This window comes from Streptomyces sp. XM83C (genome assembly GCF_023072675.1).
GTDB classification, from domain to species: domain Bacteria; phylum Actinomycetota; class Actinomycetes; order Streptomycetales; family Streptomycetaceae; genus Streptomyces; species Streptomyces thermocoprophilus.
This window is the reverse complement of record NZ_JALLGL010000091.1, coordinates 1-21,095: the sequence shown is the minus strand read 5'-3', so window position 1 is coordinate 21,095 and position 21,095 is coordinate 1. Positions and strand designations below refer to the sequence as shown.

Here is a 21,095-nt window from a genome sequence, read left to right as displayed (position 1 = left end):
CCTCCGCACCCGCGTACACCCCGCCGGCGTCGTCCTCCCCGTACGGCGCCGCACCGCCCCCGCCCGCACCGAGCGGCGAGCCGGTACCCCTGACCAAGGTGACGCTGACCAAGGCATCGCCGACGGTCTCGCTCACCAAGCAGGGCGGCACCTCCGGCGCGCTGCGCGTCAACCTCAACTGGCAGGTCCGCAAACAGTTCTCCGGCTGGGGAAGCAAATTCGGCCGGGCCGTCGCCACGCACTCCGACCTCGACCTGGACCTGTGCGCCCTGTACGAACTCGCCGACGGCCGCAAGGGAGTGGTGCAGGCCCTCGGCAACGCCTACGGGTCGCTGCACCGGCCGCCGTACATCCACCTCGACGGCGACGACCGCACCGGCGCCGTCGCCACCGGCGAGAACCTCACCGTCAACCTCGACCACACCCGGGACTTCCGGCGCATCCTCGTCTTCGTCACCATCTACGAGGGCGCCCGCTCCTTCGCCGACCTGCACGCAACGGTCACGCTCCAGCCGCAGCACGGCGCACCCGTCGAGTTCTCCCTCGACGAATGCACCGTCCCCTCGCCCGTGTGCGCCCTCGCGCTGCTCACCAACACCGGCGGCGACCTCGTCGTCCAGCGCGAGGCCCGCTACCTGATCCCCGAACGCGGCGTCAGCCCGCAGCGCACCGTCGACCGTGCCTACGGCTGGGGCATGAACTGGACACCGGGCCGCAAATAGCCGGGAGCGCGGCACCCTCGGCCGGCCCGCTGTCCCCCGCTCACACCGGGTTCCGACGTCGTACGGCCCGGTCCCGGTGTTCGTGCGGCCGGGTCCCGGTGCTCGCGGGGCCCGGTTCAGGACCTCGTGAGGACCGGGTCCCTGACCTCGTACGGCCCGCGCCTCACGCCTCGTCGGCCACGGACTCCGGACGCGAATAGGTGCGGCCCTTCCAGGCCGCGCCGCGCCCCCGGTGGTGCTGCACCGCGGAGTCCACCGTCATCAGCAGATACAGCGCCGCCGTGAACGGCAGCAGCGGAGCGAGCCACAGCGGCTGCCGGTAGTAGCGGAGCATCGGCACGTACGTGCCCGCCATCACCAGCCACGCCGCCCCGCCCACCGCGGCGGCCGGCGCGCTGCCCGCCGCCAGGCCGGCCACGACGGCGGCGGGCGGCACCAGATACACCAGCAGCAGACCCACGACCGTGCCCAGCAGAAGCAGCGGACTGTGCCGCAGTTGCGCGTACGCGCTGCGGGACACCATCCGCCACAGGTCACCCAGCCGCGGATACGGCCGCACACTGTCGACCGCGTCGGCCAGCCCCAGCCAGATCCGGCCACCGCTGCGCTTGACCGCGCGGGCGAGCGCCACATCGTCGATCACCGCCTGCCGGATGCTGTCCGGGATCCGGGCCCGCTCGGCGGCCTCCGCCCGCAGCAGCACACAGCCGCCCGCAGCCGCCGCCGTCCGCGCGCCCTTGCGGCCGATCCACCGGAACGGGTACAGCTGCGCGAAGAAGTACACGAACGCCGGCACCACCAGCCGCTCCCACAGGCTCTCCACCCGCAGCCGCGCCATCTGCGACACCACGTCGAACCCTCCGCCGCGGGCCGCGGCAACCAGCCGGCGCAGACTGTCCGGCGCGTGCGCGATGTCCGCGTCGGTCAGCAGCAGATACTCCGGGTCACGCGCGCGTGCCAGCCCGATGCCGTGCCGCACCGCCCACAGCTTGCCCGTCCAGCCCGCGGGCGGCTCGCCCGGAGAGCCCACGGTCAGCGGCAGCCCTCCGTGGCGCCGCGCCAGCTCACGGGCCAGCTCCCCGGTGCCGTCCGTACTGCCGTCGTCGACGAGGAACACCTCCGCCCGTCCCGGATAGTCCTGCGCCAGCAGCGACGGCAGACTCTCCGGCAGCACCGCCGCCTCGTCACGGGCCGGCACGACCACACACACCGGCGGCCACACCTCCGGCTCCTCGCGCGGCGGAAGCCGTACATCCGTACGCCAGAACATGCCCTGCGCGAGCAGCAGCCACAGCCAGGCCGCGAGGGACACCACAGCACTCCACAGGATGGCGCTCACCCCCCGCAGTCTGCCCCACGCGAGGGGCCGTGCGGAGGCCATCGTCTATCGTGGCCGGGTGAAGATCGCGCTCATGGACTCCGGAATCGGGCTGCTGGCGGCCACCGACGCCGTACGCCGCCTGCGCCCCGACGCCGACCTCGTGCTCTCCCTCGACCCCGAAGGCATGCCGTGGGGTCCGCGCACCCCCGAGGATCTCACCGAGCGTGCCGTCGCCGTCGCCGAGGCCGCCGTCGCCCGGGAACCCGACGTGCTGATCGTCGGCTGCAACACGGCCACCGTCCACGCCCTGCCCACGCTGCGGGCCCGCTTCGAGCCGCGCATCCCGGTCATCGGCACCGTCCCCGCGATCAAGCCCGCCGCGGCAGGCGGCGGCCACGTCGCGATCTGGGCCACCCCCGCCACCACCGGCAGCGCCTACCAGCGCAACCTCATCCGCGACTTCGCCTCCGGCGTCCGCGTCACCGAGGTGCCCTGCCACGGACTCGCCGACGCCGTCGAACACGCCGACGAGACGGCGATCGCCGGCGCGGTCGCCGCCGCCGCCGACCTGACCCCCGACGACGTCACCACCGTCGTCCTGGGCTGCACCCACTACGAACTCGTCGCCGAGCGCATCCGCGCCGCCGTGCAGCGCCCCGGCCGGCCCCCGCTCGCCCTGCACGGCTCCGCGAGCGCCGTCGCCGCCCAGGCCCTGCGCCGGATCGGCAGCGCCCCCGCCCCCGACGCCGGCCCGCTCGGCTCCGTCACCGTCCTGCTGAACGGCCGCGAGGCCGCCCTGCCCGCCGCCGCCGTCACCTACCCGGAGGGCAGCCGGCTGGCCGCCGCCGGCACCGCCTCCCAGACCTGACCGCCCCACACCCGGCCGGGTGGCCGGGCGTGCCGTCACTGCGCGCGACTCGGCGCCTGCGGAGCGATTCCTGGGTACTCTCATGGCATGAGGGACCACCCCCACGGCGGGGACACCCCGCACCCCGATGTCTGGACCGGGCGGGCCACCAACCGGGTCCAGTGGCTGATGGCGCTCGTCGGCGCCGCCTGCATGGCGCTCGGTATCGAGCTGGCCGTGGACTCCGCCTGGACGTCCGGAACCGCACCCCTCGTGATGTCGGTGGTCGGCTGCATCCTGGCCGGACTGCTGGTCCTCTTCGGCACCCTCGCCTTCGTCCACGTCGACCTGAAGCTCGACCGGGAGTGCGTCGAGGTGCGCTGCGGACACATCGGCGTGCCCCGCCGCCGTATCCCCCTCACCCATGTCGCCGGCGCCGAGTTCGACCCGCACGTCACCCCGCGCCACTGGGGCGGCTGGGGCTACCGCTGGCGGCCCGAGAAGGGCACCGCCGTCGTCGTGCGCCGCGGCGAGGGCGTCGTACTGCGCCTGTGGGACGGACACACCTTCACCATCACCGTGGACGACGCCGAGGCCGCAGTCCGCGCCATCCGCGCCCGGCTGGCAGCCGACACACCCGGCACCCCCGCCTGAGGGCGAGACGACGGCGGGGAGCCGCCGCGGCACGCCGGGTGCCGCCCGTCCGGTACGGCGTCACGCGGTCAGCCGGTCGTCACGCGCGCGTGACGGCAGCGTGCACTCCGGGGCCTCCTCGTGCAGCGGACGCGCCGTCGCCAGGCCCGTCAGCAGCCCCGCCCCCACCGACACGGCGGTGAAGCTCAGCGCGTTGCCGACCGACGCGAGAGCCGCCACAGCGGTCAGCGCCGCCCCCGCGGTGAGCACCACCGGGGTGGGCCGCCTGCTGCGCCACAGCGCGTACAGCACCCACCCGAACACCGCGACCAGCAGCGCCGCACCGATCACGCCCTGCTCGGCCGCCAGCTGCAGCGGAGCCGAGTGCGGGGTCGTCTCCTGGGGGAGGGGCTGCGCCGTGAGCGTGCCCGCCGTACCGAACCGTCCCGGCCCCACCCCCAGCGCGGGCTCCTCACGGGCCATCCGCAGCGCGTCGTGCCACAGGGCGACCCGCTGCGGGGTCAGCTGGTCCTCCGCCGCGGCGGCCAGCCCCCTCGGCAGCGCGTTTCCCGCCACCGCCCAGGTGCCGCCCGCGATCAGCACCGCGGCGACGGCCAGTCCCGTCACTCCGAGGCCCCGACGGCGCATCCGGCCGGCCGCCAGCGACCCCAGCAGCACCGCGGCGCACGCCACGACCCCGGCGACCGAACCCAGCGCACCCGCGGTGACGGTGATGCCCGCCGCCAGCACACGCAGAGCCGGCCGGGCCGCGGGGGCGGCGGCCCAGGCGGCACAGCACGCGGCACCCGTGGACAGCGTCAGCAGGGCGGCGGTCGCACCGGCGTGACCCAGTGGGGAGAGCACTGCGGGCCCCGGCGCGAGATCCGGCACCGTCAGCACCAGGGCGAGCCCGGCGAGCGCCCCGGCGCACGGCGCGACGACCGGCGCCAGCGCCCCGAAGATCCGCCCGGCCGCGTGCCCGGCCGTCACCGCCAGCACCGCGAGCAGCATGCCCTCGGGCCTGCCGTCCCGTGCCGCGGCCGTGATCATCGCCCAGGCCGCGCACGCCCCGAGCACCCCGACGCCCACCGCGTCGGAAACGTTTCTTCTCACGCCGTCCGCTTCCCGTCCGACGCCCGGCATCCCTGCCGTGGACCCCATCCGACCCCCCGAACCCGGCCCCCCGACCTGTGCGTCCCGCACCGCGGCGCCCACCGGGCACCCTCGGCCGGGACTGGGCACACCGTAACGGCTGATGGGCGGTTTGTGGATGAGTCGTGCGCAAGTGTGCGGGAATCATGGGCTGCCCGGGCCGGGCGGGACCGCCCGCGCTGTCCCAGCCCAGGTCAGCCGCCGTACACTCCCGGAGTGACCGTCACCGCAACATCCGTGGACCAGTCCGACCGGCTCCGGCCGCACCCCGCGTCCGGGCGTGCCGCACGGCTGCGGAAGCTCGTCCCGGCCCTCGCAGCGGCACTCGCCGGAGTGCTGCTCTATGTGAGCTTCCCGCCGCGCACCCTGTGGTGGCTGGCCCTGCCGGCCTTCGGGATCCTCGGCCGGGTGCTGCGCGGCCGTACCTGGAAGGCGGGACTCGGCCTCGGTTATCTCTTCGGTCTCGGATTCCTGCTGCCCCTGCTGGTGTGGACCGGCGTGGAGGTCGGCCCGGGACCGTGGCTGGCGCTGGTGGCGGTGGAGGCGGTGTTCGTCGCGCTGGTCGGCGCGGGCATCGCCGCGGTGTCCCGGCTGCCCGCCTGGCCGGTGTGGGCGGCGGCGCTGTGGATCGCCGGTGAGGCGGCACGCGCGCGTGTGCCGTTCGGCGGATTCCCCTGGGGCAAGATCGCCTTCGGCCAGGCGGACGGCGTCTTCCTGCCCCTCGCCGCGGTCGGCGGCACCCCCGTGCTCGGCTTCGCCGTCGTCCTGTGCGGATTCGGCCTGTACGAGGCGGTCCGGCCGGCCGTCGAGGGGCGACGCACGCGCGCGGTGCGGCGCGGCGCGGCGGCAGCGGCCCTGCTGAGCGTGGCCGTGCCGGTGGCCGGCGCGGTGGGCGCACGGGCCTTGGTCAGCGACAAGGCGGAGGACGGCACCGCGACCGTCGCCGTCGTCCAGGGGAACGTTCCCCGCCTGGGCCTGGACTTCAACGCCCAGCGGCGGGCCGTCCTCGACTACCACGCGCGCGAGACGGAGCGGCTGGCCGCCGAGATCAAGGCCGGCACCACGCCCCGGCCCGATTTCGTGCTGTGGCCGGAGAACTCCTCCGACATCGACCCCTTCGCCTACCCCGACGCCGCCGCCGTCATCGCCCACGCGGCACGGGCCGTCGGCGTGCCCGTCTCCGTCGGCGGCGTCGTCGAACGCGACGGCAAGCTGTACAACGAGCAGATCCTCTGGGACCCGCAGAAGGGCGCCGTCCAGACCTACGACAAACGGCAGATCCAGCCGTTCGGCGAGTTCCTCCCGCTGCGCGGCCCGATCGGCGCGATCAACGAGGACTGGACGTCGATGATCCGCCAGGACTTCAGCCGCGGCGACAAGCCGGGCGTGTTCGACTTCGGCGGTACGAAGGTCGGCCTCGCCACCTGCTACGAGGCCGCGTTCGACTGGGCGGTGCGCGACACCGTCACGCACGGCGCGCAGATGATCTCCGTGCCGAGCAACAACGCCACCTTCGACCGCAGCGAGATGACCTACCAGCAGCTCGCGATGTCGCGGGTGCGCGCCGTGGAACACAGCCGTACCGTCACCGTCCCTGTGACCAGCGGCGTCAGCGCGATCATCATGCCCGACGGGAAGATCACCCAGAAGACCGGCATGTTCGTCGCCGGCCACCTGGTGCAGAAGGTGCCGCTGCGCTCCTCCGAGACCCCCGCCACCCGGCTCGGCGTCCTCCCCGAGATCGCCCTGGTCCTCCTCGCCGCGGGCGGCCTCGGCTGCTCGGTCGGCGCCGGAATGCGCGGGCGGCGCGCCGGTGGCGTGTAGCCGTACGCCCGCCGTACACCCTGCGGACCGGCCCGATCGCCCCGACCAGCGGGGTTAGGGTCGCCTCATGGCTACTCCCGACTTCATCCGCACCCTCAGGGCCTTCGCCGGCAACCAGTTGCTGTGGCTTCCCGGAGTCACCGCCATCGTCTTCGACGACGCCGGAAGAGTGCTGCTGGGGCGACGCTCCGACACGCGCGCGTGGGCGGTCATCGGAGGTATCCCGGAGCCGGGGGAGCAGCCCGCCGCGTGCGCGGTGCGGGAGGTGTTCGAGGAGACCGCCGTGCACTGCGTCGCCGAACGCGTCGTCCTGGTGCAGGCGCTCGACCCCCTCACCTACGACAACGGCGACGTCTGCCAGTTCATGGACATCACGTTCCGCTGCCGGGCCGTCGGCGGAGAGGCACGTGTCAACGACGACGAGTCGCTGGACGTGGGCTGGTTCGCGCTGGACGCGCTGCCGGAGCTGAACGAGTTCGGGCTGTTCCGGATCAAGCAGGCCATGTCGGATGCACCCACATGGTTCGAGCCCACCACATCCCTGTGAAGTACGGGGCGTGAACACATGGGGAGGGGTGTCGGCCCTGCCTGGGGCCGGGACATGACCGCCTTCCGCTCCTCCGTGGACCCCACCGCCGCCCCGGCCCCGCCGCCGTGGACCTCGGCGGACGCACCGCCCTCGTCACCGGCGCCGACGGCGGCATCGGCCGCTCCTGCGCGCTGCGGCCGGCCGGGGCCGAGGTCAGAGCCGTGGACCGGGACACCGCCGGCCTGGAGCAACTCGCCGCGCAGGCCGCCCCGCTGCCGGGCCGGGTCGAACCGCACCCGCTGGACCTCACCGATCCCGACGCCGCCGATCACGCCGCGGCCGGCACGGAGGTCCTCGTCAACAGCGCGGGCCTGCAACTCGTGAGAGACCGTCGCCCACGTGACGCCGGCGCCGGCGCCGGCCGTTCGCCGCCCGCTCCCCGCCCGTGGGGTGGGCGCCGTCGGCGGACGGATCGGCGTGCCCGGCCGGTCCCTCCGCGGCCGGGGGCCACAGCCGTCCTGCTCCCAGCGCGGCGGCCAGGGTGAGCGCGCCGAGCGTCAGCGCGGTCGGTTCCAGGCCCGCCGCCGCGCCGAGCCGGCCGGCCAGCGGGTACGTCAGCAGCCAGCATCCGTGGGACAGGGTGAACTGCGCGGCGAACGCGGACGTGCGCCGCTCGGGCGGGGCCGAGCGGCGGATCAGCCGGCCCGTCGGTGTCAGCACCGTCGAGCAGGCGGCGCCGAAGGCGGCCCAGACCAGCAGCAGCGCCGGCCACCGCCAGTCGCCGCCGGCGGCCGGGGTCAGGAGCGCCAGCACCGCGAAGACCGCCGTGAGCAGCAGCGCGCCGCGCAGCATCACCGTCCGGTCCGGCACCCGCTCCAGTACGCGGGGCAGCAGCAACGCGACCGTCATCGAGCCCCCGCCGTACGCCCCGAGCGCCAGCGACACGTCCGCCGCGCCGCGCCCGAGATGGTCGCGGACGTACACCACGGTGTTGACGGTGACCATGGCTCCCGCCGACGCCACGGCGAGGTTCAACAGGAGCAGGCCGCGCAGTTGCGGTACGGCGAGGAAGAGGCGTGTGCCGGTGGCGGCCCCGGTGCAGGCGTCGGCGGTGCGCGGGCCGGTGCGGGTCGTCCCGTCGGCGGCGGCCCGCACGGGCAGGACCGCCGAGACCACCAGGGCCGCCGACGCCGAGAAGCCGAGCATCGTGCCGAGGAACAGCCGGTCGTACGTCACCAGCGACAGCAGCGCGGCGGCGACAGCGGGGCTGAACAGGCTCTCCAGGTCGTAGGCGAGGCGCGACAGCGACAGGGCGTGGGTGTAGTCCCGCTCCGCGGGCAGCACCTCCGGGACCAGCGCCTGAAAGGCCGGGGTGAACACGGCCGAGGCCGACTGAAGCAGGAAGATCAGGACGTACACCTGCCACACCTGGTCCACGAACGGCAGCACCAGCGCCGCCCCGGCCCGGATCACGTCCGCGGCCACCATCAGCGTCCGGCGCGGCAGTCGGGCGGCGACCGCGCCGGCCGCCGGGGCGATCGTCACGTACGCCACCATCTTGATCGCGAGCGCGGTGCCGAGGACCGAGCCGGCGTCGGCGCCCGCGATGTCGTACGCGAGCAGGCCCAGCGCGACGGTCGCGAGCCCCGTGCCCACCAGGGCGACGATCTGCGCGGCGAGGAGATGCCGGTAGGCGCGGTGACGCAGGACGCTGAGCACACGGCCCCCTCGACGCGTCGGCAGCGGGCGACTGCCCTCACTGTATCCAACAGGTGCGCATGTGTGCACATGTTGACGTCGAATGGTGCGGGTACGTCCGCTCCGGCTCCGCCCGGCCTCTACCCTGGGTCCATGCCCGCTCGCGAAACCCTGCCACCTGCACCTCGTACGCATCTGCGTCCCCCGGACAGCGCGCGTCTCGCGGAGGCGACCGAGGTCTTCGCCATGCTGTCCGACGCGACCCGGCTGCATCTGCTGTGGCTGCTCGCCCAGGGCGAGTCGGACGTCGGTTCACTGACCGAGCGGTGCGATGCGTCCCGCACGGCGGTGAGCCAGCACCTGGCCAAGCTGCGCCTCGCGGGCCTGGTGGAGACCCGGCGCGAGGGGCGGCACGTCCACTACAGCCTGCGTGACGGCCATCTGCGGCGGCTGGTGATGGAGGCGCTGAGCCACGCCGACCACCGCGTCAGCGGCCAGGCCCCGCACGACTGACGCGCCCCTCGGCCCCAGCGGCGCTCAGCGCGGCCCGGCCCCGCCTCCCGGCGCCCCGCCGGGGAGCCAATCCGCGAAGACCTCCGGGAGCCGGCCCAGGTCGTCGGCGGTCACGGTGACCAGACGCAGGCCGTGGTGCCGGGCCAGTTCCCGTTTGCGTTCGACCTTCGCCGCGTAGGCCTCCTGCGTCATGAGACCCAGGGCCTCCACGAACGTGCCGTCCGCCAGACGCCAGTCCGCCCGCAGACCGGTCGTGTTGAGTTCCGGATGGCGGGGATAGGCCGGCTCGGGGTCGTGCGCCACACCCCAGTGGTGGAGGAAGTCGTCCACGTGCCGTTCGAACAGGGAACGGCACATGTGGCCGTCCGTGGCCCTGGTCGCCGTGCCCAAAGAGGTGCGGACCCCGTCCGTGAGGAGACCGGCGTGCGCCAGCCACTCCGTCCAGGTCCGGGCCGGGCGCGACGGCCGCGCACTCAGCACCGCGGAGGCGGGGCGCGGCAGCAGGAAGCGGCACAGCACGACCTCGTCGACCAGGGCCGGATCGCCGAACGGAACACAGACACGGCCGAGTTGGGCGAGGGACGGCGGCCCCGAGAACTCGACCTCCGCGAGCCTGCGGATCGCGTGCACGACCGCCTCCGTCCATGCCCCGTCCACGCCGGTGTCCCGCAGGACCCCGTCCGTCGCCGCCCGGCAGCACGCGTGGCAGTAGAAGAGCCCCGGGCGTGCCGACTGGGCGGAGCGCCCGCACAGCCGGCACGGCCCGCGCTCCGCCAGGTTCACCGGAGCGCCGAAGAGCCCTTCCAGGGCTCGCCGGTAGTACGGGTCCTCGGCCGCGTCGTCGACGATCGGCGGCAGCAGGCTTTCGCCGCTCACTCCGTGCGCCCCCGCCGGCTCCGGTTGTGCGCCGAGCCACCGGCGATGGGGCCCGGGGATCAACTGCTGCGCGGCGACCGTCACCCGGGTGGTGCGGCCGACCGGGCTGATCCCGGACGGCGCGAACTCCGCGCGGACGTTGTGCCGCTCCACCTCCTCGGGCGGGGCGCCCCAGGTGACGAGGACCGGCCGTACTCCGTGCCGGCGCAGCAGCACGGTCAGCGGCTCCGCGAACGGTACGGCGTACACGGTGAGCGTGCCGGAGTCCGGGTCGAACCAGCCGGCCTCGGGGAGTCCCCCGCGCGGCACTCCGGGCTTCGACAGCCGGATCGACCATCTGCCGTCGCCCACGACGACGATCGCGTCCGGGAAGCCGTCCAGCGCCGTCAGCCCCTCCGACGCGTCCACGTCGACCCCGTGCGCACGCAGCGCTTCGAGCGCGTCGGCCCGTACCCGCTCGTCGATCAGAGTGAGCGGGCCGTCCGGCTCGTGGTACTGCCCGACCTCCACACCGGCTTCGTCCAGGACGAGGACCCGGGTGTGGTGGAAGACGGACCGTGTCACGGCACGCAGTCCACGGAAACCGTGCGGCGAGCCCCGGTACGCCTCCCACACACCCAGCAGAGGCAGCGCCTCGGCGTTCCGGCGCCGCTGCGCGCGGTCACGTTCGGTCTCCCGGCCCCAGGCGCCGCCCGCCGCCCGGTGACTCAGGGCGGTGCGCAACCGCACCGCGAACCGCTCCGCGAGAGCACGCCGAAGCCCCTGCTCCACCCCGGCCGGGGCCGGCACCTCCTCCGGGGGCCGGCCGGTCTCTTCCCGGTCAGCGGCCGGAAAGGCGTCCACCAGGGCCCGCAGGGTCTCGCGCTCCGGCAGTACGACCCTCAGAGAGCCGACCCCGTACCCGAACGCCTTCTGCTCCGCCCACGACACCGGCTCGTCCGCGCTGGGCTCCCAGCCCGCGTCCTCACCCGCCCCGCCGTCCTCGACGTCGTCCTCGTCGTCGTCCCAACGGCTGTCGTGGTCGAGGTCGTACAGGGATATCCAGCCCCGGCATCCGACGGGCAGCCCGGTCTTCTCGGCGAGAGCACGGATGCTGTCGCTCCTGATGTACAGCGCGCTGCTGTGGAGATAGCCCAAGTGCCGGTCGAGGACGGACCCGCCGTCGCAGGGAGGAGCCGTCACCGACACGGCGCGGCTGTCGTAGTCGTTGTCGGGCCGGGGAACGAGCCCCAGCCGCACGGGTATGACAAGCCCGTCCCTGTCCCCGGGGTGCCTCCTGATGTCCTCCTTGCGCAGCCGGGCCAGGACGAACGCCCGAAGTGCCGGCACACAGTCGTCGAAGACCGCGAACCCCGTGGAACGGTCCTTGCGGGGATCGCCCGGAATCATGAGGAGCCCCTCGTCCGGGGCGTACTGGATCGTCGCGCGGCTCGGCATGGGCGCATTATGTCAATGGCGTATACATCATCACGGTCGGGGCAGTACCGGGCGGCCAGGCCAGCGCCAGGGCCGGGGCCGGGGCGGGGTCGCGGGCGGGATCGGGCGTGCGCGCCGGGCGCATCGCAATCTCAGAGACCTCTGATGCCCGCCCGTTAGCGTCCCGCCCATGGTGCGCGACTACATCGTCATCGGGGCCGGACCGGCCGGACTTCAGCTCGCCGCTCTGCTGGAACAGGAGGGACGCGACCATGTCGTCCTGGAGCGGGGCAACGGGCCCGGCACGTTCTTCACCCGCTTCCCCCGTCATCGGCAGCTGATCTCGATCAACAAGGTCAACACCGGGTACACCGACCCGGAACTCGCCCTCCGCATGGACTGGAACTCGCTCCTCACCGACGACCTGGAGCTGCTGTTCACCCGCTACACCGAGCGCTACTTCCCGGCCGCCGACGACCTGGTGCGTTATCTGGGCGACTTCGCCCGCCGCACCGGCGTCCGCGTCGAGTACGGCGTGCACGTCACCCTCGTCTCCCGTGACGGGGACGTGTTCCTGGTGCGCGCCGAGGACGGCCGGACCTGGCGGGCCCGGCGGCTCGTCGTCGCCACCGGCGTGTCCCTGCCGAACGTGCCGGACATCCCCGGCATCGAAACCGCCGAACGCTACGACGACTTCGACACCGACCCGGCGTCCTTCACCGGCCGGCGGGTCCTCGTCCTCGGCAAGGGCAACTCCGCGTTCGAGACGGCGGACGCCCTCATGGAGAAAGCCGCCGTCATCCATGTCGCCGGACCCCACTCGCTGAGGTTGGCGTGGCAGACCCACTTCGTGGGCCATCTGCGCGCGGTGAACAACAACTTCCTCGACAGCTACCAGCTGAAGTCGCAGAACGCCGTCCTGGACGGCACGGTCGAGCGCATCGAACGGCGGCCGGACGGCGGCTACCGGGTGGAGTTCCGCTACGCCCGCACCACCGAACGCCTCCGCGTACTGCACTACGACCGCATCGTGGTCTGCACCGGCTTCCGCTTCGACACCTCGCCGTTCGACGACACCTGCGCGCCCGAGACGGTGATCGACGGCCGGTTCCCCGCCCAGACCTCCGCCTACGAGTCGGTGAACGTCCCCGGCATGTACTTCGCCGGCACGCTCACCCAGCAGCGCGACTTCAAACGCTCCACCAACGGCTTCATCCACGGCTTCCGCTACGGCGCCCGCGCCCTGCACCGCATCCTCGGCGCCCGCCACCACGACACGCCCTGGCCGTCCCGCGAACTGCCCGTCGAGCCGGAGGCGGTCGCCGACGCCCTCGTCGAGCGGGTCAACCGGTCCTCCGGGCTGTGGCAGCAGTTCGGCTTCCTCGGCGACGTGGTGACCGTCCACGACGACCGGGCCCTGTACCAGGAGGAGGTTCCGCTCGACTTCGTCACCGACGGCGGACTCGGCCCGGCACGTGACCGGTTCGTGATCGATCTCGAGTACGGGCCCGACCACGACCAGGTCGACCCGTTCGACGTCACCGTGCCACGCGTCTGCGAGAACGACCCGGAACACGCCATGGACGCGACGTATCTCCACCCGGTGGTGCGCCACTACCGCGACGGCGAACTCGCCGGCACCCACCACCTGGCGGAGAACCTGGACAACGAGTGGGACATCCCGGCCGTCCACCGGCAGCCGCTCGCCGCGTTCGTGAAGTCCTGCCTTGGCTGAGCAGTTCCCCGGCGCCGTGCTCGACCTCCTTCGGGCGGCGGGCGACCGCCCCGTCTTCGAGCACGGCGACCGGGCCGTCACCGGACACCGGCTCCTCGCACTGGTCGGGCGGATCAGCGACGGGCTGCGCGCCCGAGGCGTCCGCCCCGGCGACGGTGTCGCGCTGCTGCTCGGCGTCAGCCCCGAGGCGTTCGCCGCCGTCCTCGCCGCGCACACCGTCGGCGCGCGCGTCGTCGGCGTACGGCCGGGGCTCACCGACGCCCAGCGCAGGCATCTGCTCGCCGACACCGCCGTCCGGGTCACCGACCGCCCGGACGGCACGGACGGCGGCGCGCTCGCCCTGGACGACCTGCTCGCCGCCGGCGACGACGGGACACGCCCGTACGTCTCGGGCCGGCCCCAGGACATCGCCCGGCTCGTCCACACCAGCGGCAGCACCGGCATGCCCAAGGCGTGCGCCCAGACCTACGCCGCCATGACCGCCGCCTGGACCGCCCACCCCGACCGCTGGCCCCCCGCCGTCCGCGAACTCGCCCCGCGCCTCGGCCGTTTCCTCGTGTTCGGCACCCTGGCCAGCCAGGTCATGATGGAGTACGGACTGCTCGCCCTCGCCGCCGGCGGCACACTCGTCGCCGACGACAACCCGTCGTTCCCCGACAGCCTCGTCCGCCACCGGGCCACCGGCAGCGTCATCACCGTGGCCCGGCTGACCCGGCTCGTCGCGAGCGTGCGGGAGCGGCCCGTGGACCTCGGCGCGCTGCGCGCGCTGATGGTGTCCGGCTCGCCCATCGACGCCGACCGGCTCAGGCAGGCGGCCGACGTGCTGGGACCGGTCGTCTTCCACGGGTACGGCCAGACGGAGACCGGCATGATCTCCATGGCCACCCCCTACGACGAGCCGGGCTCCCTGGGCGTGCCGCCCGTCGACCTGGAGGTGCGCGACGCGCGGGGCAGGCCGCTGCCGCCCGGCACGGACGGGGAGCTGTACGTGCGCACCCCGTCCCAGGGCTGCGCCTACTGGGGTGAACCGGCCTCGAGCGCCGAGGTGTTCACCGCCGACGGCTGGGTCCGCACCCGTGACATCGGCCACCTCGACGACCGGGGACGCCTCTGGCTGACCGGACGCGCCCGCGACGTGATCATCGTCAACGCCAACGTCCACTACGCCGGCCCCGTCGAGCGGGTCCTCGCCGCGCATCCGTCGGTGGCGGAGGCGTACGTCGTGGCCGCCCCGGACGAGAACACCGGTGAGGCCGTCCACGCCTACGTGGTGCCCGCACCCGGCCGGACACCCCGGCTCGGCGAGCTGCGCGCTCTCGTGGCGGCCGAACTGGGCGAGGCCACCGCTCCGACCCGGCTCACCCTGATCGACGAGGTCCCGCTCACCCCGGCCGGCAAGCCCGACAAGCGCGCCCTGGCGGAACGCGGCCGGCGATCGCGGTGAACACCCCGACGGGCCCCGGCACACATCCTGTGCCGGGGCCCACGGCTGCCGGGACTCAGCGGACCAGTGGCTCCACCGGGTCCGCCGGCCCGCTCTCCACGGCGCCGGACAGACCCTCACCCCGTGCCCGCTCCCGCCGGTCCAGCCACGTCAGCAGCGGGGACGCCATCACCGTCGTCACCACCGCGACCACCACCAGCGCGCTGAACAGCGCCTGGGTGACGATGCCCGCCGCCAGCCCCAGATTCAGCGCGATGAGCTGCATCAGGCCCCGCGCGTTCATCAGCGCCCCCACCCGCAGCGCCACCGACGACGGCTCCCCGGCCACCCGTGCCGCGAGCCAGCACGCGCCGAACTTCCCCGTCACCGCGACGACCACGCACCCCAGCGTGAGCAGCAGCACGGGGCCGGAGCCGAGCAGCGCGAAGTCCGTGTTCAGACCGGAGTAGGTGAAGAACAGCGGCAGGAACACCACACCCACCGGCCGGAGCCTGTCCACCGCCGTGTCGAGCCGCTCCGAGCGCGGGAACACCAGCCCGAGACTGAACGCGCCGAACACCGCGTACAGTCCGATCTCGTCGGTGTACCAGGCGACCAGGAACAGCGCACCGACCAGCACCGGCAGCGGGTTCTCCGGCGCCGCGCGCTCGGCGAGCCGTACGGTGCGGGCCCGCAGCCGGGCCACCACCGCCAGGACCAGGACCAGCCCCAGCCCGCCGGCGACGGCCAGCGACACCTTGCCGGCGCTGCCGCCGGAGATGCTGAACACCCCCGCCAGCAGCACCCACGCCACCGCGTCGTCCACGGCGCCCGCGCCGAGCGCCAGCGCCCCGAACCGGGTGCCGGTCAGACCGCGTTCGGAGATGATCCGCGCCAGCATCGGGAACGCCGTCACCGCCAGCGCGACCCCGACGAACAGCGACGACACCAGCAGCGGCACATCCGGCGCCAGCGTCCCGGTGCGTTCCCCGACGAGGGCGATCAGCGCCGCGCCGAGCGCCACCGGCGCCAGCACACCGGCCACCGAGACCAGCCCGGCCGGCCGGGCCACCCCGCGCAGCCGGTCCACCCGGAACTCCCAGCCGACGCGGAACATGAACGCGACCAGCCCGACCTGCCCCACCACGTACAGCACCGGCCGCAACTCCTGCGGGAACAGGCCGCTCTCGACGTCCGGGAGGAGAGCGCCGAGCACCGAGGGGCCGAGGACGACACCCGCGAGCATCTCCCCGACGACCGGCGGCTGCCCCACCCGTTGCAGCAGGGCGGAGACGAGCTTGCAGACGGCGAGGATCACCACGACGGCGAGGAAGAACGCGGGGGCGAGTTCTGTGGGCGTCATCCGTCGACTCCTCCGGTGTGGGCGACCGGGCACCGGTCGGGGGGTGTCTGTTCGAAGTACCGTTCCGCCAGGCGCTGCCGGCGGGCGTGCAGGACCATCACCGTGCCGAGGACGAGCTGCCGCACCCCGCGGGTGACGTCCTCCACGCCGTCCCGCGCCCGCAGGAAGGCCCGCAACGGCGCCAGCCGCGCGCCGGGGTCCAGGCCGCGCGGGATCAGCAGGCACGGCGCGCGGTGCGGGACGGACCGGGTGTGCGACACCGTGGAGTCCAGCCGGAAACGGCGCAGCACCTCCCGTACGGCCGCCTTCAGCACCAGCGGTGACAGCCGCCAGGCGGGACACGGGCGGTTGGCGGGCATCCCGAACGGGATGTGGTGGGCGTCGCGCGCGGACAGCGACGTCCAGCGGTCCGGGTCGAAGACCTCCGGCCGGTCGTAGCCCGTGGCGTGGTAGTCCGGGTAGCTGAAGCAGACGACCGACCCGGCGGGCAGCGTGGTGTGCTCGTCGAGCGGGATCTCGTCCGTGGTGATGCGGTGGGCGATCCCGAACAGCGGGTACAGGCGCATCGTCTCGTCCAGGACGTGCGTCAGATACCGGTCGTCGTCCGGGTCGTCCGCGAGCCGCGCCTGCACCTCGGGATGCCGGGCCAACGCCAGCAGCACATGCGCGGTCGCCTCCGACAGCTGCACGACGGCCGTGTTGAAGAACGTCCCCTGGAGATAGAACACCCGCTCCTCGGGCGACAGCGACTCGGGCAGGCGGTGCGGCACGTCACCGGCCGCGAGCCGGCCCCGCAGATACGCCGTCAGCCGCGCCCGACGCCGCGGATGACGCAACCCCGTGCACTTCAGGGCGTTGATGACGTCCGCCGCGTGATCGGTGATCAGTTCCCGGGCGTACGGCGGGCACGGCTCGCGGAACACCAGCCCGTAGCAGAACTCCGCCCAGGCCGGCATCACCAGGTCCCGCAGCCGCACCAGGCTGATCCGGTCGCCCGGCAGCCGGTCCAGGACCCCGGCGACCGCGCGGCCGGCCGCCGCCGTCAGCTCGGCGGAGCCGCCCGCGAGCATCCGCCGCGTGGTGGCCGCCACCTCGTCGTAGCGCGGGCCGGGCTCCAGATGCTCCTGGTGCACCTCGGGACCCGGCGACAGCCAGTACCAGAACAGGTCGGACAGTCCGGCGCCCGCGCTGCGGCCGACCGCCGCCGGATGCGCGTACACCCGCTCGAACACCTCCGGGCCGTACGTCGCGTTCGGCAGCGTCACCGCCCGGTCGCCGTTCACCTTCTCGAAGATCCGGGCCCGCAGCGCCACCACACCGCGCGGCAGCCACCATGTGTCCGGCTTCCGTCCGCCGCTCACCGCGTGCCGCCTCTGCGGACCACCATGTCCCGCGTCAGATCCGCGTTCCGGCCGCCTCCGCACAGCGCGAGCGTGTGGTCGTGGCCGTCGCGCAGCTCCGCGAGGACCCGCCGCACGCCGGTCTCGCCACCGGCGGCGAGCCCCCACAGCACCGGGCGGCCCACCCCGACGGCCGTGGCGCCCAGCGCGAGCGCCACGGTCACGTCCTCACCGCGGCGCACCCCGCCGTCCAGCAGCACCGGCACACGGCCCGCGACCGCGTCGACGACCGCGGGCAGACAGTCCACGGCGGCCGGTACGGCGTCGCACTGACGGCCGCCGTGGTTGGAGACGACGACCCCGGCGGCCCCGTGCGCGACGGCCAGCTCCGCGTCCGCCGGATGCAGCACGCCCTTCACCAGCACCGGCAGTGCCGTCGTCGCCAGCAGCGCGTCCAGGTCGGACCAGGACAGCGCCGGGGACATCGGGATGTCGGTCAGGGCGCCCGGCGGGGAGCCGGGCAGGTCGCGCATGTTCTCGGCGGCAAGACCGGGAGGCAGGTCCGTGAACCCGTTGCGCAGGTCACGGGGCCGCCGCCCGAACACCGGCGCGTCGACGGTCACCACGAGCGCCGTGCAGCCGGCCTTCTCCGCCCGCCGCACCAGCGCCTCGGTGACCTCCGGCCGCGGATGCAGCGTCAGCTGGAACCACACAGCCGCGTCCTTCGCCGCCTGTCGGGCCGCCGCGGTCACCTCGCCGACCGTCACGGTCGCGGCCGTGCCGGTCACCAGGACGGCACCCTCGGCCGCCGCCGCGCGGGCCGTGGCCCGCTCACCGTCGGGGTGCGCCAGCCGGTGGAACGCGGTCGGAGCCACCACCACCGGCCCCGCCCCCGGCGCGCCCGGCAGGTCCACACGCGTGTCGCGCCGCGCGTGGCCGCGCAGCACCCTCGGCAGCAGCGCATACCGGTCGAACGCCCGCTCGTTGTCGGCCAGGGCGCGTTCCTCGCCCGCTCCGCCCGCCATGAAGTCGTAGTGCACCGGGTCCAGGACCTGGCGGGCCCGCTCGTGCAGCGCGCGCAGCGTCACGACGCCACCGTCGACGTGGGGGAGCGGTGCGCGGAGAGGAACGCGCGCAGCGGGGACCGGTGCACGTCCTCGCTGTCCCACTCGTTCTCCAGGTTCTCCGTCAGATGGTGCTCCGCGGTGAACTCCCCGTCGCGGTACCAGCGCACCACCGGATGCAGATAGCGGCCGTCGAGCCCGCCCTCCCGCTGCGAGGGCCGGCCCGCCGACACGTCGAACGGGTCGACCTTGTCGTGGTCGGCGCCGTACTCCAGGGTGATGACCGCGTGCGCGGCCACCTCCCCGAAGTGCCCGGCGCGGACCGCGTCCGGCACGTACGCCACCGGGACCTCCTCCGCGTACCGCAGGGTGCCGTCCGGGGCGAGCAGCAGCAGATCGCCCAGGACGGTGAACTGCTGCCACAGCGCCGACGACCGGTTGACCCGTCCGATGATCCGGTCCACGGCCGCCTCCGTGTCCGCGCCCAGCTCCGTCACCGGCCAGGGCTCACCGTGGTGGCGCCGGCGCAGCTCCCGGTGCAGGGCGCGCACCATGTAGCGGAAACCGTGCACGAAACCGGTCGTGGACTTCTTGAAGTCACGGCCCTGGGTGAGCGTCCCGGCGAAGTACAGGCCGGGCACGTTCACCGACTCCCCGACCGGGGTGATCGCCGGGAAGCGGCCGTCGACCACCGTCTCGGGCGTGCAACTGCCGTCGAACACCGAGGAGTCGAAGCGGAACCCGGTCGCCACGATCACCCGGTCGTACCGCAGGTCCTTCACCACCTCGTCCGCCCGCTCGAAGGCCACCGGCACGCGGAAGCCGTCGCCGTCCCGCAGGATCTCCAGAACACGCCCGTCCAGCAGCGCGTTCTGCGATTTGAGCTGGTAGCTGTCGAGGAAGTTGTTGTTCACCGCCCGCAGATGGCCCACGTAGTGCGTCCGCCAGGCCATGCGCAGCGAACCGGAACCGACGAGATGGATGACCGCGGCCGTCTCCATCAGGCTGTCGGCGGTCTCGAAGGCGGAGTTGCCCCGCCCGACGATCAGGACGCGCTGGTCGGTGAAGGACTCCGGGTCGGGGTCGAACGTGTCGTAGCGTTCGGCGAGTTCGATGCCGGGGATGTCCGGCAGGTTCGGCAGCGGCACCCCGGTCGCCACCACCACGCGCCGTGCCCGCCGCACCGTGCCCGCGGCGTCCGTCACCGTGAAGCCGTCCGCGTCGCGTGAGATCCGCTTCACGGCGGTGTCGTACCGCACGCGTACGCCGGTGCGTTCCGCGAAGTCGGCCAGGTAGCGGACCATGTCGTCGGCCGGCGGGAAGTAGCGCCCGCTGTACCGGGTGAACAGCAGGCCGGGATCGTCGCTCAGCAGGGAGTTCCAGTCCATCCGCAGCCGCAGCTCCGGATCCTCGTATACGGTGTGCACCTTGTTGATCGAGATGAGTGTGCGGTGCCGGGGGAACCGCGTGAAGAACGTGCCCGGACCGCTGCCGCGCTCCAGAACCACGTAGTCCGCGCCGTCGCGCTCCAGGAAGGCGGCGAGTTGCAGCCCCGCCGGCCCCGCTCCGATGATCAAGTAGTCGTGCGCCATGGCGGGGAAGCTATCCAGCGGTTCTCAGAGCGCTCTGAGACGGCCCGCCTAGCGTTCCCGGCGTGCAGACCACCACGGACACCCTCACCCTCACCGGCCCCCTCGACCCCGCCGCCCTGCGCCGCGCCGCCGGGCCGCTGACCGTCACCGTGGACGCCGCCGCCCGCGCCCGCCTGGACCGCGGCCGGCGCCTCTTCCGCACCCTGCGCGACGGCCACGACGGCGACGGGCAACGGCAGATCTACGGCGCCACCACCGGCTTCGGCGCCCTCGTCGGCTACGCGGGACGGGCCGACGAGGCCGACCAGTGCGACAACACCCTCGCGCACCTCGGCGCCGGCCAGGGCCCCGACCTGCCCCGGGACGTCGTGCGCGCCGCGCTCCTTGTGCGCGCCCGGTCCCTCGCCCAGGGCCTGTCCGGGGTCTCCGCCGACGTCGTCGAACGGCTCGCGGACATGTTCGCCACCACGTTCACCCCCGCCGTGCCCCGGTACGGCTCCGTCGGCGCCAGCGGCGACCTGATCCCCCTCGCCTACGCCGCCCAGGCACTGCGCGGCCGGGGCCACGCCTACGTGGACGGCCACCGCATGCCCGCCGCCGACGCCCTCACCGCCGCCGGACTGCGCCCCCTCGCCCTCGACGGCCGGGACGCCCTCGCCCTCGTCAACGGCACCTCCGTCACCACCGCCGCCCTGGCCCTCGCCCACGACACCGTCCGCACCGCCCTGCGCACGCTCACCGAACTGACCTGCCTGCTGGCCGACCTGCTCGGCTGCGACCCCGGCTTCCTCGACGCCGGACTGCTCACCGCCCACGGCCACCCCGGGGCCGCCGACATCGGCGCCCGCATGCGCACCCTGCTCGCGGGGACGGCGCCGTCCGGCACGCGCCCGCTCCAGGAGCCGTACAGCATCCGCTGCTCCCCGCAGCTGCTCGGCGCGGCGCAGGACGCGCTGGGTTACGTCGACGCGGTGGTCGCCGCCGATCTCGCCGGCGTCAGCGACAACCCGCTGTTCATCCCGGAGGGCGGGCCGGAGAGTGCGGGGG

General features: G+C 74.0%; 17 protein-coding genes and 1 pseudogene. 10 read left to right on the top strand and 8 right to left on the bottom strand.

From position 1 onward, the window contains the following. Window positions 1–722 (top strand): TerD family protein (locus tag MTQ10_RS13010; protein ID WP_441350997.1); only part of this gene is annotated, 722 nt, incomplete at its 5' end. Window positions 723–885: 163 nt separating this feature from the next. Here the strand turns inward: MTQ10_RS13010 and MTQ10_RS13005 are convergent. Next, window positions 886–2,103, bottom strand: a complete 1,218-nt coding sequence (locus tag MTQ10_RS13005) for a glycosyltransferase (protein ID WP_247466476.1) — start codon at window positions 2,101–2,103, stop codon at window positions 886–888. Between the two features lie 31 nt (window positions 2,104–2,134). Here MTQ10_RS13005 and MTQ10_RS13000 point away from each other — a divergent pair, with 31 nt between their 5' ends. Together MTQ10_RS13000 and MTQ10_RS12995 are read left to right on the top strand one after the other, a co-directional pair. Next, window positions 2,135–2,911, top strand: a complete 777-nt coding sequence (locus MTQ10_RS13000; RefSeq protein ID WP_247466499.1) for a glutamate racemase — start codon at window positions 2,135–2,137, stop codon at window positions 2,909–2,911. A gap of 87 nt (window positions 2,912–2,998) precedes the next feature. Further along, window positions 2,999–3,544 carry a hypothetical protein gene (locus MTQ10_RS12995; protein ID WP_247466473.1) on the top strand — a complete coding sequence of 182 codons (546 nt, stop codon included), beginning with the start codon at window positions 2,999–3,001 and terminating at the stop codon, window positions 3,542–3,544. A 60-nt stretch (window positions 3,545–3,604) separates the two neighbouring features. On the opposite strand, the gene MTQ10_RS12990 is transcribed toward MTQ10_RS12995, so the two are convergent. Then, window positions 3,605–4,666: an O-antigen ligase family protein gene (locus MTQ10_RS12990; RefSeq protein WP_247466497.1), complete on the bottom strand. Its 1,062-nt coding sequence runs from the start codon at window positions 4,664–4,666 to the stop codon at window positions 3,605–3,607. A 225-nt stretch (window positions 4,667–4,891) separates the two neighbouring features. On the opposite strand from MTQ10_RS12990, the gene lnt reads away from it, so the two are divergent. From lnt to MTQ10_RS12975, 3 genes and pseudogenes are all read left to right on the top strand, one after another. Continuing rightward, window positions 4,892–6,499, top strand: a complete 1,608-nt coding sequence (gene lnt / locus MTQ10_RS12985; protein ID WP_247466471.1) for an apolipoprotein N-acyltransferase — start codon at window positions 4,892–4,894, stop codon at window positions 6,497–6,499. Between the two features lie 67 nt (window positions 6,500–6,566). After that, on the top strand, window positions 6,567–7,046 hold the full coding sequence (locus MTQ10_RS12980) for an NUDIX hydrolase (protein WP_247466467.1): 480 nt from the start codon (window positions 6,567–6,569) through the stop codon (window positions 7,044–7,046). A 41-nt stretch (window positions 7,047–7,087) separates the two neighbouring features. Next, window positions 7,088–7,414, top strand: a pseudogene (locus MTQ10_RS12975) (SDR family NAD(P)-dependent oxidoreductase); the annotation flags it as partial. On the opposite strand, the gene MTQ10_RS12970 reads toward MTQ10_RS12975, so the two are convergent. After that, window positions 7,386–8,747: an MFS transporter gene (locus tag MTQ10_RS12970; RefSeq protein ID WP_247466463.1), complete on the bottom strand. Its 1,362-nt coding sequence runs from the start codon at window positions 8,745–8,747 to the stop codon at window positions 7,386–7,388. The pseudogene MTQ10_RS12975 and the gene MTQ10_RS12970 overlap by 29 nt on opposite strands. A gap of 132 nt (window positions 8,748–8,879) precedes the next feature. Here MTQ10_RS12970 and MTQ10_RS12965 point away from each other — a divergent pair, with 132 nt between their 5' ends. Further along, the gene (locus MTQ10_RS12965) at window positions 8,880–9,239 is read left to right on the top strand and encodes an ArsR/SmtB family transcription factor (RefSeq protein WP_247466460.1); all 360 of its coding nucleotides are present in this window, start codon (window positions 8,880–8,882) and stop codon (window positions 9,237–9,239) included. A gap of 24 nt (window positions 9,240–9,263) precedes the next feature. Here the strand turns inward: MTQ10_RS12965 and MTQ10_RS12960 are convergent, their stop codons facing one another. Further along, the gene (locus tag MTQ10_RS12960; RefSeq protein WP_247466457.1) at window positions 9,264–11,552 is read right to left on the bottom strand and encodes an HIRAN domain-containing protein; all 2,289 of its coding nucleotides are present in this window, start codon (window positions 11,550–11,552) and stop codon (window positions 9,264–9,266) included. A 169-nt stretch (window positions 11,553–11,721) separates the two neighbouring features. Here MTQ10_RS12960 and MTQ10_RS12955 point away from each other — a divergent pair, with 169 nt between their 5' ends. Both MTQ10_RS12955 and MTQ10_RS12950 read left to right on the top strand, forming a co-directional pair. After that, window positions 11,722–13,266: an NAD(P)-binding domain-containing protein gene (locus MTQ10_RS12955; RefSeq protein WP_247466454.1), complete on the top strand. Its 1,545-nt coding sequence runs from the start codon at window positions 11,722–11,724 to the stop codon at window positions 13,264–13,266. Further along, on the top strand, window positions 13,259–14,710 hold the full coding sequence (locus MTQ10_RS12950; protein ID WP_247466449.1) for a class I adenylate-forming enzyme family protein: 1,452 nt from the start codon (window positions 13,259–13,261) through the stop codon (window positions 14,708–14,710). Before MTQ10_RS12955 ends, MTQ10_RS12950 begins: the two co-directional genes overlap by 8 nt. A 55-nt stretch (window positions 14,711–14,765) precedes the next feature. On the opposite strand, the gene MTQ10_RS12945 is transcribed toward MTQ10_RS12950, so the two are convergent. Genes MTQ10_RS12945 through MTQ10_RS12930 form a run of 4 tightly spaced genes read right to left on the bottom strand, consistent with a single transcriptional unit; the run spans window position 14,766 to window position 20,048 of the window. Then, complete coding sequence (locus MTQ10_RS12945; RefSeq protein ID WP_247466447.1) at window positions 14,766–16,052, bottom strand: cation:proton antiporter; 1,287 nt, start codon at window positions 16,050–16,052, stop codon at window positions 14,766–14,768. Further along, the gene (locus MTQ10_RS12940) at window positions 16,049–17,413 is read right to left on the bottom strand and encodes a cytochrome P450 (protein ID WP_247466444.1); all 1,365 of its coding nucleotides are present in this window, start codon (window positions 17,411–17,413) and stop codon (window positions 16,049–16,051) included. Before MTQ10_RS12940 ends, MTQ10_RS12945 begins: the two co-directional genes overlap by 4 nt. Continuing rightward, window positions 17,410–18,480, bottom strand: coding sequence for an alpha-hydroxy acid oxidase (locus MTQ10_RS12935; RefSeq protein ID WP_247466441.1), 1,071 nt, complete (start codon window positions 18,478–18,480; stop codon window positions 17,410–17,412). Before MTQ10_RS12935 ends, MTQ10_RS12940 begins: the two co-directional genes overlap by 4 nt. Then, on the bottom strand, window positions 18,477–20,048 hold the full coding sequence (locus tag MTQ10_RS12930) for an FAD-dependent oxidoreductase (protein WP_247466438.1): 1,572 nt from the start codon (window positions 20,046–20,048) through the stop codon (window positions 18,477–18,479). Before MTQ10_RS12930 ends, MTQ10_RS12935 begins: the two co-directional genes overlap by 4 nt. Before the next feature lie 62 nt (window positions 20,049–20,110). Here MTQ10_RS12930 and MTQ10_RS12925 point away from each other — a divergent pair. Next, window positions 20,111–21,095, top strand: a 985-nt coding sequence (locus MTQ10_RS12925) for an aromatic amino acid ammonia-lyase (RefSeq protein ID WP_247466435.1), incomplete at its 3' end; no start/stop codon positions are given.